Here is an 18,322-nt window from a genome sequence, read left to right as displayed (position 1 = left end):
CGCGATACGCTAACAATTAATGTTCATCGGTGTGCTATTCAACAATTCTATTTGTCTATGCCACCCATGCATAAATACTTGATTTCCATATAGTCGTCTAAACCATATTTAGAGCCTTCGCGACCGTTACCCGATTGTTTAACGCCACCAAAGGGGGCGGCAGCATTGGAAATAATGCCTTCATTGATGCCAACCATGCCAAATTCCAGACCTTCACCGACACGCCAAACCCGGCCAATGTCGCGAGTATAGAAATATGCCGCCAGGCCGTATTCCGTGTCATTTGCCATGGCAAGCGCTTCATCTTCATCAGCAAAAGCGATGATTGGCGATACCGGTCCAAAAATTTCGTTATTGGCAATCGGCATGTCATTAGTCACATTGGTTAGCACTGTCGGCTGGTAAAAATTATTACCTTGCGCATGGCCTGCACCACCAAGAACCAGGGTGGCACCGGCGTCAATAGAAGCCGTCACCAACTTATCCACGTCGGCAACCGCGGTTGTTGAAATCATTGGTCCGACGTTAACACCATCATGCAAACCATTGCCTATCGATAAAGCGGCAACGGCTGCGGTGAATTTTTCGGTAAATTCAGCCAATACACCTTGCTGGACAAAAATTCGGTTGGTGCAAACACAGGTTTGGCCGGCATTGCGATACTTGGATGCCATTGCGCCCTGCACGGCAGCGTCGATATCGGCATCGTCGAACACAATGAATGGCGCATTACCACCGAGCTCCATCGACACCTTTTTTACTGTGCTTGCACATTGGGCGATCAAGGATTTACCAACCCCGGTAGAGCCGGTAAAGGTAAATTTCGCCACATCGGGGTGCTGAGTTAACACTTCACCGATACCACGTGCATTCGTACCAACCACTACGTTGAATACGCCAGCAGGGATACCCGCTCGCTCGGCCAGTTCTGCCATCGCTAGCGCTGACAACGGTGTTTGTGTCGCTGGACGTACAACAAAAGTACAACCGGCAGCCAATGCTGCGGCAGCTTTTCTGGCAATCATCGCATTCGGGAAATTCCAAGGCGTATCGATGCCACTACACCCACCGGCTGTTTGATCACTACGATGCGTTTATCATTGGCAGGCCCCGGAATGGTGTCACCATAAACGCGCTTGCCTTCTTCGGCAAACCATTCGATAAATGCGGCGCCATAGACAATTTCACCATTCGCTTCCGCTAGTGGTTTGCCCTGCTCTGAGGTCAAAATTCGGCCCAAATCGTCTTGATGCTGCATCATCAGGTTGAACCAGTTACGCAGCAAGTTTGCGCGTTCATTGGCCGATTTTGCCGACCACGACTTTAACGCATTTTTTGCCGCTTTAATCGCCAACTCAGTTTCGGCGACACCGGCATCGCTTACTTTTACGATTTCTTCGCCATTTGCCGGGTTAGTTACGACAAACGATGATTCGCTACTGTGCCAGCTACCATTAATGTATGAAAAAGGTTTAACTAAATGCTTATCTTGCAACTGCTGCATGTCTATCTCCAACGCTAAATATTTTTCCGGACTTTAAATTATCACGGCTGTAGCCATTGAATAACAAATCGATTTGATGTTAAATACTAAACATTCAACCTTATGTTTTGAGTAGATAAAACTTTTGAATCTGGATTCTATTATTCCTAAACCCATTACCGAATATGATCTGCGGTTATTGCGGATCTTTGTTGCTGTGGTTGAACATGGTGGTTTTGCTGCCGCCGAAACTGCATTAGGCGTAACTCGCTCAACCATTAGTGTGCACATGTCTAACCTTGAAACACGGATGAAATTAAAGTTGTGTTTGCGTGGTCGTGGTGGCTTTTCCCTGACCGAAGAAGGTCAGGCGGTATACCGGGCGGTAATCGATTTATTCGATTCTTTGAATGATTTCTCTTTGTATGTGGGTACTCTGGGCAAAGAGCTCAGCGGTGAAGTAGTGATATTATGTGCCGACCAGCTAGATACTGGACGCCAACAAAAGTTGGCACAAGTAATCGGTATCATCCACGACAATGCGCCTAATTTACACATTGTATTAGATGGTGATTCTATTTCGAATATTGAACGTTCATTACTTAAAGATAAGGCCCATATCGGCTTATTCCCTGGCTATCAGCAAATCGAAGGTTTGAATTATTCACCAATATACAGTGAGCCGATTTACTTGTGTTGTGGTAAAAGCCATCCATTTTTTAATAAAGTGGATGGTGCTATCAGTGATGACGATTTAGCTGCAGTTGCCGCTATCCATCCCGGCATTGATATCGACGGTTCAGGACGTCAACAACTGAAAAAATTAAATCTTGCTGCCAAGGCCTATCAATTTGATACTCGTAAGGCGATGATTCTATCTGGTCACTATATTGGTTTTATGTCACAAAGCTACATACAAGAAGAATTAAACCAGGGGGAGATTCGATTGATCCAGCCAAGTAGCCGTACTTACCAGTTTAACTTGTCTCTGGTACAAAAAAAATCACCACGAGAGGTCAATAAAGTCGACTTGTTAAAACAGGCATTTAGCGAGGTATTTAAATAATGGCAGGCGCGTTAGATGGGATCAAGGTTGTTGATTTAAGCCGAATTTTAGCCGGGCCATGGGCCTCACAAATGTTGGCCGATATGGGCGCTGAAGTTATCAAAATTGAACGCCCGGTCAAAGGTGATGATACCCGGTTTTGGGGACCTCCTTTTGTCAAACAGGCAAGTGAGCAACAACCGCCGCAAGCTGCCTATTTCCACTGTGCGAATCGCAACAAGCAATCTATAGCGATTGATATCAGCAGCAGTGCCGGGCAGCGAGTAGTTAAAGACTTAATCGCTCAGGCCGATGTGCTCATTGAAAACTACAAAGTTGGCGGCCTGAGCAAGTATGGTTTGGATTATCAACAAGTAAAGCAACTTAACCCGCGACTGGTCTATTGTTCCATTACCGGATTTGGCCAAAATGGCCCGAGTGCGCATAAAGCCGGCTATGATGGCATGATCCAGGGGGAGGGCGGATTGATGAGCTTAACCGGAGAGCCACATGGTACACCAATGAAAGTGGGGGTTGCCCTCATTGACGTAATGACCGGACTTTATAGTGCGAATGGCGTATTAGCGGCGTTGATGGCTCGTCAGCATACTCACCAAGGGCAACATATAGACATTGCCTTGCTCGATGTGCAAGTGGCGGTGTTAGCCAATCAGGGGATGAATTATTTAACTACGGCTAAAAATCCACAACGGCTAGGCAATAGCCACCCGAATATCGTACCTTACCAAACGTTTGCCACTCAAGATGGCAGTCTTATTTTAGCCATTGGCAATGACCAACAATTTAGCAAGTTTTGTCAAGTTGGCCAATGCATTGAGCTCGCCGGAGATCCATTGTTTTGCACTAATGAGCAACGGGTAAACAATAGAGCGGCTCTGATCCCTATACTAGCAAGTATACTGGCTCGGAAAACGACAAGAACTTGGGTAGAACAACTGGAACAGGTTAATGTGCCTTGTGGGCCGGTTAACACCTTAGAACAGGTATTTGAGCATCCACAGGTCAAACACCGAAAAATGGTGCGAGAAGTTGCCGATAATGAAGGCAATCTGATGAAAACGGTGGCATCTCCGATCAACCTTTCTGCTACACCATTGCAATACAAGAGTGCAGCACCAGCGTTGGGGCAACATAGCCAGCAAATTTTGTCACAACGCCTTAACTATAGTGAGCGCGAAATTAACGCCTTACTTAATCAAGGGATAGTGAGTTAATTATCTCTATAATCCCTCCCTATCCGCCATCCATGGCTCGGGAGGATAAGCACTTCCTTGTGCAAAAAGTCGATTTAGACAAAACTCAACAATTCTTCATCGAGTTGCATCAAGGTTTTTGGGTCTGCCATCATGGTTGCCGCCAACGACTTGGTTCTGGGCAGCATGCGCTCGAAATAGAATTCGGCGGTTTTGATTTTCGCTCGATAAAAGTCCCGGTTTTCCACATCGGTTGCCAGTTTTTCATACGCGGCTTGCGCCATTTGCGCCCAAAAATAAGCCATGCTCACATAACCTGAATACATTAAATAATCGACCGAGGCAGAGCCAATAATGTCTCTGTCTTTTTTCGCTTTTAACGTCAGGCGCAGAGTATATTGCTGCCAATTTGCTGTCGCTTTACTTAACGGCCAAATAAAGCGATTCATTGCGGCTTTATGCGGGTTACTCGACACCATAGAGTTGTCTTTACAGAAATTTAAAATTTCAAAGGCGAATTGTTTAAACGATTTACCACGGTTCAACAGTATTTTACGAGCCAATAAATCTAATGACTGAATACCTGTGGTGCCTTCATACAAGGTAGAAATTCGTGCATCGCGAACAATTTGCTCCATGCCCCACTCTTTAATATAACCGTGACCACCGAAAATTTGCAGGCCATGATTGGCACTTTCAGAACCCAGCTCGGTTAAGAAGGCTTTTAAAATTGGCGTAATAAAGCCCAAGCGATAATCAGCACGCTTACGTTCTTTTTCGGTTTTTGCCATTTCGATATCATCGACCAATTTGGCGGTGTAGTAGATCATGGCGCGACCGCCTTCACTGATTGCTTTTTGCGTCATCAGCATTTTACGAACATCAGGATGAACAATGATCGGGTCGGCAATTTGATCAGGCTGTTTCTTACCGGTTAGTGCCCGCATCGATAACCGTTCTTTGGCATAAATAAGCGAATTTTGATAAGCCAGTTCCGCCGCACAAACGCCTTGCAACGCGGTACCAACACGGGCGGTATTCATAAAGGTGAACATACATTCCAGGCCTTTATTTTCCGGGCCAATGAGCACGCCCTTAGCGTTATCAAAATTTAACACCGCCGTGGCAGAGGCTTTAATGCCCATTTTCTCTTCCAGAGAACCACAAATGACACCATTGGCGGCACCGATATTACCTTGTTGATCAACTTGCATTTTCGGCACGATGAATAATGAAATTCCGCGGGTACCCGCCGGCGCACCAGGTAATCTTGCTAACACAATGTGAATAATATTGTCGGTTAAGTCGTGCTCACCGGCAGAAATGAATATTTTGGTACCGGTAATGTTGTAGGTACCATCGCCGTTATCTTCCGCTTTGGTTTTTACTTGCCCTAAATCGGTGCCACATTGTGGCTCGGTTAGACACATGGTACCGGTCCAGGTACCTTCGGTAAGTCGGGTTAAATATAATTCTTTCTGCTCATCAGTACCGTGGACCTGAATGGTATTCATCGCCCCATGGCTTAGCCCCGGATACATAGCCCATGACCAGTTAGCGGTGCCCATCATTTCTGATTTCACCATGCCTAATGATGGTGGTAACCCCTGTCCACCATGTTCGATTGGGTGCGACAAACTTTGCCATCCACCATCAACGTATTGCTGATACGCCTCTTTAAATCCTTTAGGAGTGGTAACTGTACCATCTTTAAATGTGCAACCTTCTTTATCACCGCTTTGATTTAATGGCAGTAATTCATTTTCACAAAATTTGGCACATTCACTAACAATAGCATCGACTAAATCCGGAGTTGCTTCGGCAAACTCGGGGTGCTGCTGGTAGTGTTCGTAATAGTTAAAAACATCTTCAAGCAGAAACTTTATGTCAGTTATTGGTGCTTTGTAGCTCAGCATAGTGTAAATCCTAACCTTGTTATCGTATTCATTAGCGATCGAGTATAACAGAAAATCAAACTGGTCCAACCACTATTTTAAAATAGTTTGTTTTTTAGTCATTGCTTGCTACTGTAGATCCATGTCTGCATAAAAGGAGTCATAATGGCAAGCAACAAAGCAGAGTCAGAGCAAGAGGCTGGACATAACAATGAAAAGCAGCCTTCGATAAAAGAAGTTGCAAGTAGTGTGGCTGCCGCTTTTTTTGGCGTACAAAGTGATAAGAACCGCGAACGAGATTTCAAAGGGGGTAAATTCAGTCACTTTGTCGTGGTTGGCTTGATTAGCGTGGTATTATTTGTTGGGGCTTTAGTGGCTATTGTGAACTTGGTGTTGCCCTAAATGTGTGAATAAATTGTGCGAATGAATTCACCCCTACAGTTTTTTCGGTTTATACAAGGCTAACAGCTCGCCAACTTTTTTACGGTTAGAGCCTTTTTGCGAGATGGTTCTTGCCACTTTCAGCGTTTTTATTTTATCCGCATGCTCATATATTTTTCGCGTCCAAATGGTATCGTGATTCGAAATCAGCACGGTAACTTTCTTCTCTGCGGTCACTTCTTCCGCCGCATTGGCCAAATCGGCTTGCTCGTCTAAACCAAAACCATTACCGGCATAACTGGTAAAGCTGGCGGTTTTACTCAGCGGTACATACGGTGGATCACAATAAATCACATCACCATCTTTGGCCTGGGCAAATATTTCTCGATAATTTTCGCAAACAAATTCCGCTTTTTTGGCTTTCCCGGCAAAGTTTATTAATTCTTTTTCAGGGAAGTAGGGACGTTTGTATTTACCAAATGGTACGTTGTAGCCGCCTTTAGAGTTATAACGACACAAACCGTTGTAACCATGACGGTTCATATACAAAAACATTAAAGAGCGCTGATAGGGGTCATCTGTGGCGTTGAATTGCTTTCTGATCTGATAATATTCTTCGGCAATATTAAATTCAGGCGTAAATAACCGGGCTGAATCACGAATAAACAATTCCGGTTGGTATTGCAGGGTTTTATAAAGATTGATCAAATCTTTATTTATATCGTTAAGCAGGTACTGATCAAAATCAGTATTTAAGAAGATAGAGCCAGCGCCAGCAAACGGTTCAATAAGGCGATTGCCTTTGGGCAGCATTTTTCTGATCACATCGCTAAGGGTATATTTACCACCAGCCCATTTAAGAAAAGCTCTTTGCTTATTGATCATCTTGTTATTCTTATACTGCTCAATTGCCTGTAGCGGCTAATTATTCGAATTACGGAAAATATGCCACGAAGAAAAGCCGGCGGTGATTTTTTGGTTTAGATAACCTGCTGTAATTGTTGCTCGGTGATGTTATCAAAAATTTCACTTTTGCCAATCGCGGTAGGAATGATCAAGCGTAATTTACCACCTAAATTCTTCTTATCTCGCGCCATATGCTTGATGAAATCAGCAAAGCTCATGTCATCTGGTGCTTTGATTGGTAAATCGAAATAACTGATTAATTCGATAATTTGATTGGTCTCAGCAGCGGATAGATAGCCAAGATGCTCAGCCAATTGTGATGCTTGCACCATGCCCGTTGCCACGGCTTCACCATGCAACCAAACGCCATAGCCTTGTTCTGCTTCAATGGCATGGCCAAAGGTATGACCTAAATTCAATAACGCTCTAACGCCAGCTTCTTTTTCATCTTCACTGACGATATCCGCTTTTGCCTGGCAGCAACGTTGGATCATTTCAGCCAGAATTTTACTCTCTTTGGCTTTAATCGCTTGCTTATTGGTTTCTAACCAGTCGAAAAATGGCTTATCGCCTAGAATGCCATACTTGATCACTTCGGCCATACCGGCATTAAATTCACGAATTGGCAAGGTCGATAAACTATCAATGTCGATAAGTACCGCTTTCGGCTGATAGAAAGCGCCTATCATATTTTTGCCTAATGGGTGATTGACCGCGGTTTTACCGCCCACGGAAGAATCTACTTGTGATAACAAGGTGGTTGGAATTTGGATGAAATCTATGCCGCGTTGATAGCATGCTGCGGCAAATCCGGTGATATCACCGATAACGCCACCGCCCAGTGCAATTAAGGTGGAATCTCGGCCATGACCATTAGCCAGTAAATGCGCCATAATCACTTCAAAATTGGTCAAGTTCTTTTGTGCTTCACCATCCGGTAAAATCAACTGATCAACAGTATATGCTGATAATTGTTGTTTTAATGAGGCCAAATACAGTGGCGCGACAACATCGTTGGTCACAATGCATACTCGCTTACCGGCGATATGTTCTGTTAATTGGCTGTTGTCAGATAATAGCCCCGACTCGATATAGATAGGGTAACTGCGCTCCGCTAATGAAACTATCAAATCGGCCATTTTCTTTAAAAATCCAACCGTTCAACGATTTTGCTAGCAACGACTTTCGCGCTTTGATCATCGGTTTGCACGATGACATCGGCAATCTCTTCATATAAAGGGTTACGTTCAACCGCTAAATTTTCTAGCACGGTACGTGGGTCTTCTTTAGTTTGAAGTAATGGACGACGACGATCGCGTTGGGTACGAGCCACTTGCTTATCAATCGTCGTTTCTAAATAAACTACGATACCGCGAGCGGATAGGCGGTTACGAATTTGATCGCTAATCACTGAACCACCGCCAGTTGCTAAGACAATGCCTTGGCGCTGAGATAAGTCTTCAATTACGGTTTCTTCGCGCAGACGAAAGCCTTCTTCACCTTCTAAATCGAAAACCCAGGCGATATCGGCACCAGTGCGGCGCTCAATTTCCTGGTCCGAGTCAAAAAACTCCAGGTGTAGTTTGTCGGCTAATTCTCTACCAATTGTGCTTTTACCTGCGCCCATCGGGCCAATCAGGAAAATATTACGTTTTTCTGCCATGAGATTTCTTTAATACTCGTAAAAAGGTATACCAAGTTGAATCAAATGGTATAAGTTAACGAAATTGAGGACACTCCTCGAAAAAATTAAGGGCGCAATTATCGCAATTAAGTGACTCTAATTGCAAGCATGCGCCTTAAAAAAACACCATCTAGATAAATTCATAAGCAGTTTATGAACTTATCCTGACTGATTTTTGCTATTTCTTGTTAGAATTTTTCAGTGACTATCCTTGGTGTAACAAATATAAGTAGTTCTTTTTTCTCGTTAAATTCAGTCGTTGTTCTAAATAACCAACCAAGATAAGGGATGTCACCCAAGATTGGAACTTTAGAAATAGAATTGATCACTTGTTGTTGATAAATACCACCTAAAACGATAGTTTCACCATTATTTACCAGTACCTGAGTACCAATTTCTTGAGTATCAATGGCAGTAGCCAAACCGGTACCGGTTGAAACGGTGTCACCGCGAGTATCCTGCGTGATAACCAAATCCAGAATAATGCGATTATCCGGAGTAATTTGTGGCGTTACCCGTAAACCTAATACCGCTTTTTTAAACGTTACCGAGGTGGCGCCACTTGAGGCCGCTTGTACAAACGGGATCTCAGTACCTTGTTCGATGTAAGCTTCTTTTTGATTCGAAGTGGTGATCCGTGGACTGGCAATAATCTCACCTTTGTTTTCCTGTTCCATCGCCGATAATTCCAGATCCAAAATGGTGCCATCGGCTAAGCGGGCCACCTGAAAGGCAATTGCCCCGGCAGGGTCGGCAACCGGTAAATTTACATTCAATCTGTCATTAATTGATGGAATATTACCAGCATTAGCAAGATCAGCGCCTTCAAGGCTACCTGAAGTTGCAGTATCACCACCGTTATGCGTAACGCCCCAACGAATGCCCAGCTCCTCGCTGATATTATCTTTCACCGTGACCATACGTGATTCGATCACCACCTGACGAATGGGAATATCAAGCACATTGATCATACGTTTAATGTCTTCAATACTTTTCGCAGTATCACGTACCAATAACGTATTGGTACGTTCATCAACAGTGACACTGCCTCGATCCGACATTAAACTTGTGCCTTCATTTTTCAGTAAACCGGCAAAGTCACCGGCTTTGGCGTAGTTAATTTGCACAAACTCAGAATATAAAGGCGCTAAATCGGCAACCTGTTGTTGCGCTTGTAGCTCTTTCGCTTCCCGGGCAACCAGTTCATCGTTAGGTGCCACCATCAGAATGTTTCCATCCAGGCGTTTACCCAGGCCTTTTACTTTTAAAATAATGTCTAATGCCTGATCCCACGGTACACCATCCAGACGTAGGGTAATACTACCGTTAACCGTGTCTGAGGTGACTAAGTTAAAGCCATTGTAATCGGCAATGATTTGTAACACGGTACGAATTGGAATGTCCTGAAAGTTCAATGATATGGCTTTGCCGTTAAAATTTTCGCCGTCTTCCAGATACGATTTTTTCTCTTCTTGTTCTTTCACCGTTAACGAAAAAATATTATCAATTTGATTGTGCTCAAAAGAAAATGGTTTGCTGGTACCGATTTCCAGGCGAGCATTATTGCCTTCTTTAAAGGTTTCAATACTGGTCACTATGGTGCCAAAATCAGTCACATCCAGCTTATACAATAGCTCTTCCATAATCTCGGTGTTATGGAATTCAAGATGAATTTTGCCGAGCCGGTCTTTTACATCGACTGCCGACATACTATCATCTAAAAATACTAATACTTGCCCCGCTTCGGCTTCGCCTTTTCTAAAATCAATGGCCTGGATATTATTGATAAACTCACTGGCGATATCTGCCTGCGGGTCAGTTTTATCAAACGTCGACAAGCTATTTAATAATAAGACAAACTTACCTTCGATAATTTGTGCCTGATATAATTTCAGCTCATCGAGAAAAATTGTCGCTTTAATTTTGCCGGCGAGTTGCTGCACATCGATATATTTAATGCCGGCATGATTGACCTGAGTATCGGCTAAAGGCGCGACAAAGTCTGAAGCATCAAAGACAATTTCAATACGAGCAGGGTCGGTAAAGGTTTTCACTACGGGCTCGGCGCTCAGCGATTGTTCAAAACCAAAGGTAAATTCAATTTCATCGGCTATCAGCGTGTTGTAATAGATGTCGTTGAGTTTACCTTGCGCATAACTGCTAAATGGTAGTGACAACATGAGCAAGGACAATACGGCAGTGACTATGCCTTGTTTCATCCTGAAAGGTAACTTTATTATTTTTTTGATATGAAACATGAATTCCCTTACCCCTCTTGGCCCGGTTCAACCATTGATACGGTTGTTTCTCGTTCTACCCAACAGCCAGCGCCATCTGGTATTAATTCAACTATGATTATTTCTTCCTGGCCGACATTGGTGATACGACCATTATACAACCCCAAATAACTTCCGATAGAGACTCTGTGCAGAGTGTCATCAGCAGCTTCTACCAAAGCCCAAATGATGCCTTTTTCCCCTAAGGTGCCACGCATATCTAAACTTTCTAAAGCAAACTTTTCCAGTGGTTGTTTACGCCGTCTGGGATCAGGATGCAAACAATCAGACATTTGTTGCATTTTTTCTTGAATCGCTTCTGGTTTCGGTGCCACAAACGGACTGCGCAACGCAAACGCCGAATAATCAAAATGATTAAAATCGGTGAGCAGTGGTATCGGCTTTATTTTATTGGAGGTAGACTCTTTAACCTTATCTATGTGCGCTTGCAGATCGGTTAAATCGTCAAAACATGCACTCAGTAACAATACCGAAAGTAACAATAAATAACGCATTACTTACTCTCCCTGTATTTGTATGTTTTTGCCTGCAAAGTCAGGGTTAATGAGTTCTCAAGACCATTAGCATTACCGGTGATGGAGAAATCATGTAAGGTTACAATACGCGGCAAACCCGATATCTTACTGACAAATTCGCCAAAATCATGATAAGCACCGGTAACTTGCACTTCAATCGGTAATTCTACATAAAATTCTTGATGTATCTCTGGCTGCCAATTTAACTTAACAAAATCCAAACGCGAGGTGGTACCAACAAAAGTGATATCATCCAATAAACCAGGAGTTTCATGGCTCTCTGGCAATCGTTTTACTTGCTTAGCAAATATCTCTTCTGCCTCTTCCATTTGTTCGCGAAATAACTCAAGGTTTGCGGCAACGAAGTATTTCGCTTGATAATCATTTTTTAACTTGGTTTCTTGCGTTATTTCACGCTCCAGCTCGGTAATTTTATCACTCACTAATAAGAAGTAAATAAAATAAGAAACGAAAACCACCAGCACCATCGCCAGTGCAATTTTCGCCAGTTTTGGCCATTGACCAATATTATTCAGGTCCAGATTATCAAATTGGGAAAGGTCTAAATTCATCATTAACCTCCTGCGTTACTAATTTGATTATCATCCAATAAACCTTGAATCCGTAAACTCATCTTGAAATCGCTTAATAACTTACTCGATTTACCGGAATTAATAATGGATTCAATCTCGGCATCGGCGAGTAAAGTGGAACTTTGTATTTCCCGGATCATATTGGCAAGATGATTGTTGGATTCACTCTTACCTTGCAATAACAACACATTACCTTGTTTTTCAAGTTTAATAATGTAAACCCCGGATGGAACTATTTTTGCAATTTCATCAAGTACCTGGGTACCAATGTTACGACTTTTTTGTAATTGCTCAATTAACGTCATTCGTTGAATTAAGGTTTTTTTCTTTTGTTCAAGGGTATCAATTTCAACAATCCGCGCATCAAGCACTTTAATCTCGTTGGTTAAAAATTGATTGCGTGCTCGCTGGCCATCGATCCTTGCCTGATAATATTGGCTGATTAAAAACACCGCCAAAAAACTAATTAAGGCTAAAAATGTTAATATTGAGAAAAACTGTTGCTGCCTTAAGCGTTGCGCTTCTTCACGCCAAGGCAGTAGATTTATATGTGGCATGGCGAAAAACTCCTTATTGCCAAGCCTGATGCCACCATCAACTGAGGCGCAGCCAGTGCTAAAGCATCTTCATCCACTAGCTCACCAAGCACCATATTATTGAATGGATTTGCGATTATGGTGTGTATACCCAGCTCTGCCGATAATAGCTCTTGAATATTTTCCAGCGCCGCGGTGCCACCAGAAACGACCAGATAATCGAGTTTATCTTTACCACTGAAAGTCAGATACATTTGTATCGCCCGGCGAATTTGTTGGATCAGGGTCGTTTGAAATGGTGCCAGTACTTCAAAGGTATAGGTCGGTGGTAATTCACCGGATATTTTTTCAGTTTCGGCATCTTCGTAAGATTTATTGTAATAAGAGACAATAGAACGGGTGTATTGTTCAGAGCCAAACAGTTGATCACGGGTATAGATCGAATTATTACCTTCATTTACCGTGAATAAGGTCATGGTGGCGCCAAGGTCGATAAAAGCCACGACTTTGTCTTTGGCATCATCCGGAAGCATTGGCATACAAAGTTCAGATGCCCGGCTTAACGCATAGGATTCAACATCCACGACTTTGGTAGAAAAGCCACCCGCATCTAACGCCGAGACTCTCGCTTCAATCGTTTCGGTACGCACTGCAGACAGTAAGACATTAACTTTGCTTGGGTCGGCTTCATTGACGTCAAGCTTTTCAAAATCCAGGCTAACTTCATCAAGAGGGTATGGTATTAAACTGTCCGCTTCAATTTCAATTTGGCTGGCCAGTTCGTCATCATTTAAAGAGACATCCATATAGATGATTTTGGTGATCACGGTTGAACCAGAAACGGCGACGGCGGCTTGCTGAACAGAAGACATAACTTGCTTGCGAACTTTGCGAATTACCGCTCCTATCGCTTCAATATCCTGTACTTTTCGATCAACGATTGCGCCCTTGGGCATAGGTTCTACAGAGAATGCATCGAGTTGATAACCGTTTTTATCTTCACTAATAAGCACCGCTTTAACCGAGTGTGAACCAATATCAATCCCGACCATTAAAGATACATTCTTGCTGAAAAATCGACTGAGCATAACTTCCTGTGTTTATTATTATTTATTATTTTTTTAATATAGACATAATATAGACAAAAAACCATTTATTACACTAATTATCTCTATATACTAGTAATATAATTATTGTTTTCTTTGTTATTGGTATTATTCTTAGTGAAAATTCTCAAGCGTTTCATGCAATTATCCCTATTAGGAACCGCCTTATTAAGCTTGGTTATCGGCGGTTTCTATCTCAGTATGCGGAGCGAGCTCCCCAGCGTAGAAATATTAAAAGATGTGCAATTACAAATACCTATGCAGATCTACAGCAATGATGGTGAATTGATTTCGCAATTCGGCACCAAAAGGCGAATTCCAGCAAAACTTGCAGACATGCCGGAGCAGTTGATCAATGCCATTTTGGCCACCGAAGACAACCGATTTTACGAGCACTTTGGCGTTGATCCGATAGGCATGACGCGCGCCATTATCGGTCAAATTACTGGCAACGATGCGGGTGGTGCCAGTACCATCACCATGCAAACTGCACGAAATTTCTTTTTAACCCGAGAACAAACCTATGTCAGAAAGATTCGCGAAATCTTTATCTCTTTACACATGGAAAGCCTGTTAAGCAAAGATGAAATTTTAGAATTATATTTAAACAAAATTGAATTAAGCCACCGTGCATTTGGTGTTGGCGCTGCCGCACAGGTTTATTATGGCAAAGAATTAAAACAATTGACGTTAGCGGAAATTGCCGTTATTGCCGGCTTGCCAAAAGCACCAAGCACATACAATCCGATCAGTAATCCTGACCGCGCTAAATTTCGTCGCACTACCGTGTTACAACGAATGCTAGTCAGTGGCTATATTACTGAACAAGAATACCAACAAGCCAACAATGAAGACATACGTACCAAACGACATGGCGTTGATATCGAGCTTGATGCCCCTTATGTCGCCGAAATGGCGAACAAAAAAGCGCTGGCAATGTATGGCACTGAAGTGGCTTACGGTAAGGGCTTAAAAGTCTACACTACGGTACAATCTGAACTACAACAAGCAGCAACGGCTGCGGTATTAGGGAATATTCATGCCTATGACGAGAGACATGGCTACCGTGGTGCAATAAAGCACTTGTGGCTATCTGAGAGCGACAAAGAGTTGTTAACAAGCAGGGCTGCACTTAGCTTGAATGATAACCAATTTGCACAGTATAAAGAGCAAATAACAAAAGTCAGTACACAAAAACCTGAGCTAGAAGAGTTAGTAAAAATATTAAAAGGCGTGCCTTTATATAATGAATTACTGCCGGCAATTATCACTAACGTTGATGAACAACAGGCTGAAATTTTATTGAAAACGGGTGAATTAGCCATTATTGACTGGCAGGGAATGTCATGGGCACGTGCCTATGTTAATGACAAATCACAAGGCAGGGCACCAAAATTTGCCAATGAAATCATCACTGCCGGTGATCTCATTTACGTAAAAGCGGCAGAGGATAATATTTTCCGCTTAAGCCAACTCCCTGATGTATCAGGAGGCTTAGTGGCGATTTCACCAGACTCAGGCGCTATTTTAGCCAGTGTCGGCGGCTATAGTTTTAAACAAAGCCAGTTTAATCGCATTACTCAGGCCAATCGTCAAGTGGGCTCAAATATTAAGCCATTTGTTTATTCCGCTGCCCTTGATAATGGCTATACGTTAGCCTCTATTGTTAATGATGCTCCGATTAACCAATGGGATAGGCGTTCTGGCTTTGCCTGGCGTCCGAAAAATTCTCCGGCAGTATATGAAGGGCCACTGCGAGTACGAACCGGTTTAGCAAAATCGAAAAATGTCATGTCGGTGCGACTGTTACGGGGCATTAAGTTAAAAAACCTAATCAGCCATTTAGCCAAGTTTGGCTTCAATAGCCAAGAGCTACCGAAAAATGAATCATTAGCATTAGGTTCAGCGTCGATGACGCCGCTGCAAGTGGTCACCGGATTTTCCGCATTCGCCAATCAGGGATATTTGGTAGAGCCATATATTATTGACCGGATTGAAGACTCCAATGGTGAAGTGATTTATCAGGCCGAACCACAAATGGCTTGTTATCAGTGTGAACTGGCAAAAGCAGAATACGCCAACAGTTTTGAATCGATTGAGGATGTTGATGTTGAGTTGATCACCCAGGCAATAGCACCAAGAATTATTAGCCGGGAAAATGCCTTCTTGGTCACCGAGGCGATGAATAGTGTCATTTGGGGCGGTGGTGGTGACTGGTCAAAAGGCACCGGCTGGAGTGGCACTGGCTGGCGCGCTAAAACCCTTAACCGTCGCGACTTAGCCGGCAAAACCGGCACCACCAACCAGTCAAAAGATGCCTGGTTTAGTGGTTTCAGCCGCAGGGTAGCGGCCAGTTCCTGGATTGGTTTTGATGATCCCGCCCGCAACTTGGGCCGTACCGTGGTCAACGGTAATTTAGGCCGTAATCAAACCGCTGGCGGTGAAGCGGGTGCCAATGCCGCGCAGCCGTCATGGATTAAGTTTATGGCAGTGGCGTTAAATCAATATCCCTATGAAGCGTTTGAACAACCGGAAAATATAGTCTCAATTCGCATCGATAAGCTAACCGGGAAACGCACCAATAAAACTGACCGAAGCTCTCGCTTTGAGTATTTCATCCAAGGCACGGCACCAAAAGACTGGATAAGTGATGACAATATTGAAGAAATCTTAGAAAGCGAAGAAGAAACGACTGAAGAAGAGCTATTTTAATTTAAAAGGCCGCTAAATGAAATTTAGCGGCCTTTTAAATTCTAAGTTAATTCATCCCTTCTGAATTAAGTTTCTACTACTTCAATACTGCCTAGCATTTGTGGCATCGATTGATGATCGCTCAAGTTATACAACAAGGCTTCTTCATCACAATTATCTTGCTTAGGACATAAATCACAATCTTTCATCACTTTTTCAGGTAACGCATCTTTATCCCCAGGGATAAAGTCTAAGCGTTTGAAGAAGTCTGGTTTGCGGGTCAACACAAACACTTTCAGTAATGATAAATCTTTCGCTCTGTTGAGTAAAAATCGGCACAGTTTTTGACCATAGCCCTTACCTTGGTTGTTGATAGACACTCCGAGCGATCTGATCTCGGCAAGGCCGGTACTGTAAATATACAATGCAGCACAGGCACAAACTTGACCATTCACTTCAACCACAGCAAAGTCTCGAATTGATTTAATTAAATCGTCTTCACTGCGCGGTAGGTTCTCTTCGCGTGATGACCAATAGTTCACCAGTTTTAAGATAGCTCTTAAATCGGTTAATTTGGCATCTCGGACTACATAATCAGTGGAACCAAATTGATGACGATTTTGTTCGATCACCTTCTCTACCGGTTCGATACCTGTACCACCGAGAATATTGCGTTTATCGACTAAATATTCCAGTTCCAGCACCGGGTAAACATCGGCCTCAATTAATGGTGAAAATTGCTTAAATTCATCTAAGCGTAAACTCTCCAGTGGTTCGCCTTGATTGATCGCATACAAAACGGCAGCGCCGGTAATGTCATGCGCAGTTCTGAACGGTACACCTTTAGAGACCAGATAATCGGCAAGTTCGGTCGAATTTGCATAGCCGCCACGAGCGGCTTTTTGACATTCGGCACTGTTTAACTCGATAGAATTAACCACTTCGATTGCCATCACCAAACAACTTAACCATTGCTCTAAAGCGTCAAATAGTCCTTGTTTATCTTCTTGCATGTCTTTGTTATAGGCTAACGGTAAGCCTTTCAACGTCACCAGTAAGCTTTGTAATGAACCATAGACACGACCACATTTGCCACGAATTAGCTCTAAAGCATCCGGGTTTTTCTTCTGTGGCATTAACGAGCTGCCTGAGGTAACTTGATCGCCTAAGGTGATGAAGTTTGCTTCACCAGAATTAAAGAAAATTAAATCTTCTGAAAAACGTGATAAATGCATCATGCCGGTACTTGCGGCAAACAATAGCTCTAATACGTAGTCCCTATCCGATACGGCATCGAGCGAGTTCATACATGGGCCATCAAAGCCTAATGAATGAGCAAGTTCAACCCGGTCAATATCATAAGTGGTACCGGCTAATGCGCCACAACCTAGCGGTGACTGATTCATTCTTTTGCGAGCATCTTCTAAACGTGAGATATCACGTTTAAGCATTTCTACGTAGGCCATACACCAATGAGCAAACCGAATTGGCTGGGCCCGCTGTAAATGGGTATAACCTGGCAAGATATGTTGTTTGTTATTGTCAGCCAAATTGATCAACTGCTGCACGCAATTTTTCAGCATGTTTAACAATACATCAACTTGTTCACGTGACCATAAACGCAAATCGGTAGAAACCTGATCATTACGGCTACGGCCAGTATGCAGTTTACGGGCAGTATCACCAATCACTTCGATCAGTTCAGACTCAACCCAGCTATGAATATCTTCTGCGGTAGCGGCGCTAAAATCCACTTCACCCTGTTCAACCTTGGCAGCAAGATCTAACAAAGCCTGTTCCATTTTTTGCTGCTCTTCAACGGTCAATACGCCCGCTTTTTGAATCGCTTTTGACCAGCCAATCGAACCTTGGATATCTTGTTGTGCCAGCACATAATCAAATGGCAGCGAATCGTTAAATGCTTTAAAGATATCACTACTGCCCGATTTAAACCGACCACCCCATAATGCTGCCAT

14 protein-coding genes and 1 pseudogene are annotated in these 18,322 nt (G+C 43.2%); 4 read left to right on the top strand and 11 right to left on the bottom strand.

The window, feature by feature from the left end; all coding sequences use genetic code 11:
- Positions 1-47: 47 nt before the first annotated feature.
- Positions 48-1,504 (bottom strand): annotated as a pseudogene (locus tag ND16A_RS19835) (NAD-dependent succinate-semialdehyde dehydrogenase).
- Positions 1,505-1,628: 124 nt separating this feature from the next.
- On the opposite strand from ND16A_RS19835, the gene ND16A_RS17745 reads away from it, so the two are divergent.
- A complete protein-coding gene (locus ND16A_RS17745) occupies positions 1,629-2,549 on the top strand; it encodes a LysR family transcriptional regulator (RefSeq protein WP_033075867.1) in 921 nt (306 codons plus the stop codon).
- The gene (locus ND16A_RS17750; RefSeq protein WP_033075866.1) at positions 2,549-3,763 is read left to right on the top strand and encodes a CaiB/BaiF CoA transferase family protein; all 1,215 of its coding nucleotides are present in this window, start codon (positions 2,549-2,551) and stop codon (positions 3,761-3,763) included. The genes ND16A_RS17745 and ND16A_RS17750 overlap by 1 nt, the downstream gene beginning before the upstream one ends.
- A 74-nt stretch (positions 3,764-3,837) precedes the next feature.
- Here the strand turns inward: ND16A_RS17750 and ND16A_RS17755 are convergent, their stop codons facing one another.
- Positions 3,838-5,658: an acyl-CoA dehydrogenase C-terminal domain-containing protein gene (locus ND16A_RS17755; protein ID WP_033075865.1), complete on the bottom strand. Its 1,821-nt coding sequence runs from the start codon at positions 5,656-5,658 to the stop codon at positions 3,838-3,840.
- A gap of 144 nt (positions 5,659-5,802) precedes the next feature.
- On the opposite strand from ND16A_RS17755, the gene ND16A_RS17760 reads away from it, so the two are divergent.
- Entirely contained in the window at positions 5,803-6,039 is a 237-nt protein-coding gene (locus ND16A_RS17760; protein WP_033075864.1) for a DUF2970 domain-containing protein, read from the top strand.
- Positions 6,040-6,072: 33 nt separating this feature from the next.
- Here ND16A_RS17760 and ND16A_RS17765 read toward each other — a convergent pair whose 3' ends face one another.
- The 8 genes from ND16A_RS17765 to ND16A_RS17800 all read right to left on the bottom strand — a co-directional run bounded on the left by ND16A_RS17765 (position 6,073) and on the right by ND16A_RS17800 (position 13,637).
- Positions 6,073-6,903, bottom strand: coding sequence for a Dam family site-specific DNA-(adenine-N6)-methyltransferase (locus ND16A_RS17765; RefSeq protein WP_200880791.1), 831 nt, complete (start codon positions 6,901-6,903; stop codon positions 6,073-6,075).
- 95 nt (positions 6,904-6,998) lie between these two features.
- A complete protein-coding gene (aroB, locus tag ND16A_RS17770) occupies positions 6,999-8,063 on the bottom strand; it encodes a 3-dehydroquinate synthase (protein WP_033075863.1) in 1,065 nt (354 codons plus the stop codon).
- Positions 8,064-8,068: 5 nt separating this feature from the next.
- Positions 8,069-8,587, bottom strand: coding sequence for a shikimate kinase AroK (gene aroK / locus ND16A_RS17775; protein ID WP_033075862.1), 519 nt, complete (start codon positions 8,585-8,587; stop codon positions 8,069-8,071).
- Between the two features lie 209 nt (positions 8,588-8,796).
- Positions 8,797-10,866, bottom strand: a complete 2,070-nt coding sequence (locus ND16A_RS17780) for a type IV pilus secretin PilQ (RefSeq protein ID WP_200880790.1) — start codon at positions 10,864-10,866, stop codon at positions 8,797-8,799.
- 8 nt (positions 10,867-10,874) lie between these two features.
- The gene (locus tag ND16A_RS17785) at positions 10,875-11,399 is read right to left on the bottom strand and encodes a pilus assembly protein PilP (RefSeq protein ID WP_033075861.1); all 525 of its coding nucleotides are present in this window, start codon (positions 11,397-11,399) and stop codon (positions 10,875-10,877) included.
- Positions 11,399-11,995, bottom strand: a complete 597-nt coding sequence (locus tag ND16A_RS17790; RefSeq protein WP_327143621.1) for a type 4a pilus biogenesis protein PilO — start codon at positions 11,993-11,995, stop codon at positions 11,399-11,401. Before ND16A_RS17790 ends, ND16A_RS17785 begins: the two co-directional genes overlap by 1 nt.
- The gene (locus ND16A_RS17795) at positions 11,995-12,570 is read right to left on the bottom strand and encodes a PilN domain-containing protein (RefSeq protein ID WP_033075859.1); all 576 of its coding nucleotides are present in this window, start codon (positions 12,568-12,570) and stop codon (positions 11,995-11,997) included. Before ND16A_RS17795 ends, ND16A_RS17790 begins: the two co-directional genes overlap by 1 nt.
- Positions 12,558-13,637, bottom strand: coding sequence for a pilus assembly protein PilM (locus tag ND16A_RS17800; RefSeq protein WP_033075858.1), 1,080 nt, complete (start codon positions 13,635-13,637; stop codon positions 12,558-12,560). The genes ND16A_RS17795 and ND16A_RS17800 overlap by 13 nt, the downstream gene beginning before the upstream one ends.
- 156 nt (positions 13,638-13,793) lie before the next feature.
- Between ND16A_RS17800 and ND16A_RS17805 the strand changes: the two genes are divergently transcribed.
- The gene (locus ND16A_RS17805) at positions 13,794-16,367 is read left to right on the top strand and encodes a penicillin-binding protein 1A (RefSeq protein ID WP_235281930.1); all 2,574 of its coding nucleotides are present in this window, start codon (positions 13,794-13,796) and stop codon (positions 16,365-16,367) included.
- A gap of 65 nt (positions 16,368-16,432) precedes the next feature.
- Here ND16A_RS17805 and argH read toward each other — a convergent pair whose 3' ends face one another.
- Entirely contained in the window at positions 16,433-18,322 is a 1,890-nt protein-coding gene (gene argH, locus ND16A_RS17810; RefSeq protein ID WP_033075857.1) for an argininosuccinate lyase, read from the bottom strand.

The organism is Thalassotalea sp. ND16A (assembly GCF_000764205.1).
GTDB lineage: Bacteria > Pseudomonadota > Gammaproteobacteria > Enterobacterales > Alteromonadaceae > Thalassotalea_A.
Note: the sequence above shows the minus strand (reverse complement) of the source record. Positions and strands in the feature narration are given on the sequence as shown.